The 478-nt window shown below is 34.5% G+C and carries 1 protein-coding gene; it reads right to left on the bottom strand.

Annotated elements, in window-relative coordinates; all coding sequences use genetic code 11:
• Positions 1-478: pneumococcal-type histidine triad protein (locus PNO30_RS02470; RefSeq protein WP_271987037.1), on the bottom strand; the 478-nt coding region annotated here is incomplete at both ends.

The raw sequence follows: 478 nt of genomic DNA on the forward strand, positions 1-478 counted from the left end.
CAGTGTTATTTACTAAGTATTCCCATTTTGTACCTACTAGTTGAGAATAAGGTATTATGTGTTGGTGACTACCGTGTTTAACTATAAATCCAAAACTATTTTTTCCTATGATGTCATTTTCACCTTTAAAGATATATCCATCGCTTGTTGGAGTAGTTATTCCTGCAGTTGATGCTGGTAACGAACTGTTAGTTTCTACTTTGCTTGCTTGTGATAATTGAGAACTTGATAGCTCGCTTTTCTTAATATAGTGGAAATGATCGCCATGACGGACTACATAACCATCTGCAGTTTCACTTACGATATCTTTAGGGTTAAATGTATAGTGATCTCCGCTCTCTTTAGATTCATTAGCTTCTCCATGGTGATGGTGATGTGCATGAGCTGAGATTTCTTTAGCAGTTTTTTCATCGACAATATTACTTTGGTTTATTCCTTCTTTAGGATAGTAGTAATATTTACCGTTAACTTTTATAAC

Origin of the sequence: Gemella haemolysans (assembly GCF_028308085.1) — a bacterium.
GTDB classification, from domain to species: Bacteria; Bacillota; Bacilli; order Staphylococcales; family Gemellaceae; genus Gemella; species Gemella haemolysans_D.